The sequence below is a fragment of the Rhizobacter sp. P1_G5 genome (assembly GCF_056405435.1).
The window spans coordinates 1-4,692 of record NZ_JBFUCB010000487.1; the positions used below are offsets into that span (position 1 = coordinate 1).

The window sequence follows — 4,692 nt, forward strand, 5'->3', positions numbered from 1 at the left end:
CATCGGCGCGCTGTATGCACTGGCGACGCGGCTGTTCGGCGGGCCGCTGACGCGCATCCAGGCGAGCGGCGTGACGACCACGGTGCGCGTCAGCGATGACGGCCGCGGTGGTGTCGTCTGGGAGCGCGGCTTCCACCGCAACGCGATGCTCGGTGCGAACCACGTGCGCACCGTGCGCTCGACGAAGCAGCTCGACGCCGACGGCCGCCTGTTCGAGCGCACCGACGGCGGCCTGAGCATGGCGCTCGACGTCTTCGAGGAGCGCGGCTCGCTGGTCTTCCAGAGCCGCGGCTTCTCGCTGGTGTGGGGCCGGCTGCGCCTGCCGGTGCCGGCGCTGCTGACGCCGGGCACCTGCCGCGTCATGCACACCGACCTGGGCGGCGGCTTCTTCCGCTTCACGCTGTCGATGGTGCATCCGCTGTGGGGCCGCACCTTCCACCAATCCGGCGTGTTCGCCGATCCGCACACTGAACTCTGAGAGAACCCGCGATGAACACCCTCTTCCTCCTGCTGTCCGTCCAGGCCCTGATGGGCGCCTTCGACAACCTGTGGCACCACGAGCTGCAGGCGCGGCTGCCACAGCGTGCGTCAGCACGCCACGAGCTCGCGCTGCACGCGGCGCGCGAGGCGATCTACGGCATCGTCTTCATCGGACTGGGCTGGTTCGAATGGCGCGGCGCGTTCGCCGCGGTGCTGGCCGGGCTGCTGGCGGCCGAGGTCGTGATCACGCTGGCGGATTTCCTGGAGGAAGACCGCACGCGCGCGCTGCCGCCGTTCGAGCGGCTGCTGCACACGCTGCTGACGATCAGCTACGGTGCCTTCATCGCGCTGATCGCGCCGCTGCTGTGGGGCTGGTCGCAGCAGCCGAGCGCCCTCGTGCTGACGCCGCATGGCGCGCAGGCGTGGGTGTCGTGGCTGTTCACGCTGTACGGCATCGGCGTGCTGGCGTGGAGCGTGCGCAATGCGCTGGCGGTGCGGCGGCTCGGCCGCGTGCAGCCCGCGCCGGCAGCGACGCCGCAACCGTCGCACCGCATCGAGCCGGCGGTGCTCGTCACCGGCGCGACCGGCTTCATCGGCAGCACGCTGGTGGCAAGCCTGCGGCGCGACGGGCGGCGCGTGATCGCGCTGTCACGCGACCTGCGGCAGGCCCGTGCGGGCTTCGGCCCGGGCGTGTGGGTGGTCGACAGCCTGGAGGCGATCCCGTCGGAGACGCGCATCGATGCGGTGGTCCACCTGGCCGGGGCGCGCGTGCTCGGCATGCCGTGGACGGCGGCGCGGCGGCGCGAGCTGCTGGCCAGCCGGGTCGACGGGACGACTGCGCTGCTCGGCCTGATGCGGCGCCTGCAGCAGGCGCCGCGCGTGCTGGTGAGCGCGTCGGCGGTGGGTTTCTATGGCGCGTCGCCGGAGGGCTCGTTCGAGCCGCTCGACGAGGCGAGCCCGGCGCGCCCGGGACAGTTCCAGTCCGACCTGTGCGCCGCGATCGAGCACGAGGCGCGGCGTGCCGAGGCCCTGGGCGTGCGGGTCGTGCGCATGCGCTTCGGCGTGGTGCTGGGCCGCGGCGACGGCGCGTACCCGATGCTGGCGCTGGCTGCGCGTTTCGGGCTCGGTGCGGTGCTGGGCAGCGGGCGGCAGGCGGCGCCGTGGATCCACCTCGATGACGCGGTGGGGATGGTGCGCTTCGCGATGGACCGCGACGACATCGACGGCGCACTGAATGCCGTCGCCCCCGAGACGCTGCCGCAAGCGGCGTTCGCGGCGGCGATGGCCGCATCGTTCGGCCGCCGCGTGCACCTGCGCATGCCGGCCGCGCCGATGCGCGCGCTGGCGGGCGAGATGGCGACGCTGCTGCTCGACGGGCAGAACGCGGTGTCGCGTGCTGCGCTGGCGGCGGGGTATCGGTTCAGGTTTGCGGGGGTTCGGGCGGCGTTGGAGGACCTGGCCGCTAGGGAACCAGGGCTTCGACAGGCTCAGCCCGCCCCTTCGAGAAGCTCAGGGTGAGCGGGTCCGGGTCTCGCTGACGCGCCGCTACGACTTCTTCTCCGGCACCTTCGCTCCCGCCTTGCGCGCCTCCGACAACCCGATCGCCACCGCCTGCGCGCGGCTCGTGACCTTCTTGCCAGAGGTGCCGCTCCTCAGCGTGCCTTCGTGGCGCTCGTGCATCGCACGCTCGACCTTCTCGGATGCCTTCTTGCCGTATTTCGTGGCCATGTCGATCTCCGTGGGTGGGAACACCCTCCAGCGCGGCAATCGACATGCCCGTCAGGCCAGCGGCGCCAGCAGCGCCTTCAGGTCGGCCTCGCTGAATTTCACGGTGGCCTCCCCGTCCACGCCCAGCACGCCTTCGGCCAGCGCCTCCTTGCGCTGCTGCAGCGCCAGCATGCGCTCCTCGATGCTGCCCTCCACCACCAGCTTGTAGACGAACACCGGCTGGTCCTGCCCGATGCGGTGGGCGCGCGCCGTCGCCTGCTGCTCGACGGCAGGGTTCCACCACGGGTCGAGGTGGATCACCGTGTCGGCCGCCGTCAGGTTCAGCCCGACGCCGCCCGCCTTCAGGCTCAGCAGCATCAGCGGCAGCTCGCGCTGCTGGAAGCGCCGCACCACGTCGCCGCGGTCGGCGGGTGGCGTCTCGCCGGTCAGCATCAGGTGCGGCAGGTTCAGCACGGCGAGTTCGTCCGCCACCAGCCCCAGCATCTCGGTGAACTGCGAGAACACCAGGATGCGCCGCCCCTCCTCCAGCAGCTCCGGCAGCGTCGCGCGCAGCCACTCGAGCTTCGCGCGCTCCATCGTCGGCGCCATCGCGGTGCCCTTCAGCAGGTATGGGTCGCAGCACACCTGGCGCAGCTTCAGCAGCGCGTCGAGGATGCTGATCTGCGCGCCGCCGAAACCGGTGCGCTTCAGCAGCCGCCGCACCAGTTCGTCGGCGGCCACGCGCACGCTCTCGTACAGCGCGCGCTGCTGGCCTTCGAGCTGCACGCGGTGGACCATCTCGGTCTTCTCCGGCAGCTCGGTCGCGACCTCGTCCTTGCGCCGGCGCAGGATGAAGGGGCGCACACGCTGCGCGAGCAGCTGCGCACGCAGCGTCTCGCCCTGCGTCTCGATGGGCTTGCGCCAGATCCTCTGGAACGAGCGCGCGTCGCCGAGGAACCCCGGCATCAGGAAATCGAAATGCGCCCACAGCTCGCCGAGGTGGTTCTCCAGCGGCGTGCCCGTCACGCACAGCCGGTGGCGCGACTGCAGACGGCGCAGCGCGGTGGCTGCGCGGCTGCCGGCGTTCTTGACCATCTGCGCCTCGTCCAGCACCACCAGGTGCCAGGGCTGCTGCGCGAGCGTGGCGATGTCGCGCCACAGCAGCGGGTAGGTCGTCAGCACGAGGTCGTGGCCCGCGGTGTCGGCGAAGCGCTTCGACCGGTCGACGCCCTGCAGCGTCAGCACGCGCAGCGCCGGCGCGTTGCGCGCCGCCTCGGCCTGCCAGTTCGCGATCAGCGAGGTCGGCAGCACGACGAGCGCCGGCAGGTCGAGCCGCCCGGCCTGCTGCTCGATCAGCAGGTGGGCCAGCACCTGCGCCGTCTTGCCCAGCCCCATGTCGTCGGCCAGGATGCCGGCGAGGCGGTGCTCGCGCAGGTACTGCAGCCAGGCCACGCCATGCCGCTGGTACGCGCGCAGCTCGAGCCCGAGGCCCGCCGGCGATGCCACCGCCGGTGGCGTGCCGGCCGCGCGCAGCCGCTGCGTCAGTTCGGTGAGGCCGGCATCGCCCTGCAGCTGCCAGCGGCCGTGCTCGCCGGCGCGCGCCGCCTGCGTGTCCATCAGGCTCAGCCGCAGCGCCTCGATGCGCTGGGCCTCCCAGTGGGACAGCTTCATCGGCCCTTCCTGCCGCTTCGGATCGGTCAGCAGGTCGAGCATCGCGCTGACGATGGCCTTCAGCGGGCCGGCCGGCGATTCGATGCCGCGCCCGCCCTTGCCACGGCGCAGCATGATGATCTTGTCGTCGGGGATGTCGGCCACCTGTTGCGCGTCGAGCCAGCGCGGCTCGCGCTTGAACAGCTCGACCAGCAGCGGCGCCAGGTCGACCGGCTCGCCGTCGACCTCGATCCCGAGGCTCACCATGAACGAGCCTTCGCGCTTCGGCTGCCCGAGCRCCCCGAACGGCGTCTGATGGCGCGACGGCGCATCGACCAGCTCGCGCCCCTGCTCGGCGCCGGTGACCGGGTCGATCAGCAGCCGCCAGCGCTCCACCGGCGCGCTCATGTGCGCGAAGCCCGGTGCCACCACCACCGACCAGCCGTGGCCCTGCAGGCGCGGCACCTGGTCGAGCCAGAAGTCGCCGAACTGCACTTCCTCGGGCAGGGTCCACAGCTGCGGATGGCCTTCGCCGGCGTCGGCGCTGCGCCACTGCAGCGCCTGCATCGGCAGCGGGCGCAGGCCGCTGGACCACAGCAGGTCCATCGCATCGGCCTCGCCGGCCAGGTCGCGCTCGAGCACGACGCGCTCGTTCCACGCGCCGCGCAGCAGCTCGGTCGGCGAAGGGCGCTTGCCGAGCACGCTGGTGGGCGCCGGCGTCTCCCAGTGCAGGCCAGGCGCGGCCTCGTAGGTCCACTCGACGCGCGCGATGCTGAGCTTGGGGCCGCGCGGGCCGAAGCCGTTCATCGCCCGCATGCCGAGCAGGCCGTCGCCGCGGGTCAGGGTCTGCAGGGT

The 4,692-nt window shown here is 72.4% G+C and carries 4 protein-coding genes; 2 read left to right on the plus strand and 2 right to left on the minus strand.

The features are described 5' to 3' along the window. On the plus strand, positions 1–478 hold a 478-nt coding region (locus tag AC1D12_RS25180; protein WP_477843618.1), incomplete at its 5' end, for a DUF4166 domain-containing protein. 11 nt (positions 479–489) lie between these two features. Beyond that, positions 490–1,998 carry a TIGR01777 family oxidoreductase gene (locus tag AC1D12_RS25185; protein WP_477826948.1) on the plus strand — a complete coding sequence of 503 codons (1,509 nt, stop codon included), beginning with the start codon at positions 490–492 and terminating at the stop codon, positions 1,996–1,998. Between the two features lie 27 nt (positions 1,999–2,025). Here AC1D12_RS25185 and AC1D12_RS25190 read toward each other — a convergent pair whose 3' ends face one another. Both AC1D12_RS25190 and AC1D12_RS25195 read right to left on the minus strand, forming a co-directional pair. Continuing rightward, a complete protein-coding gene (locus AC1D12_RS25190) occupies positions 2,026–2,208 on the minus strand; it encodes a DUF6496 domain-containing protein (RefSeq protein ID WP_477826949.1) in 183 nt (60 codons plus the stop codon). A gap of 51 nt (positions 2,209–2,259) precedes the next feature. Then, the coding region (locus tag AC1D12_RS25195) for a DEAD/DEAH box helicase (protein WP_477843620.1) at positions 2,260–4,692 on the minus strand (2,433 nt) is incomplete at its 5' end.

Bases quoted from the DNA above. Each gene is read 5' to 3' on its own strand.
- AC1D12_RS25185 (WP_477826948.1), top strand. From the start codon at position 490: ATGAACACCCTCTTCCTCCTGCTGTCCGTCCAGGCCCTGATGGGCGCC.
- AC1D12_RS25190 (WP_477826949.1), bottom strand. From the start codon at position 2,208: ATGGCCACGAAATACGGCAAGAAGGCATCCGAGAAGGTCGAGCGTGCG.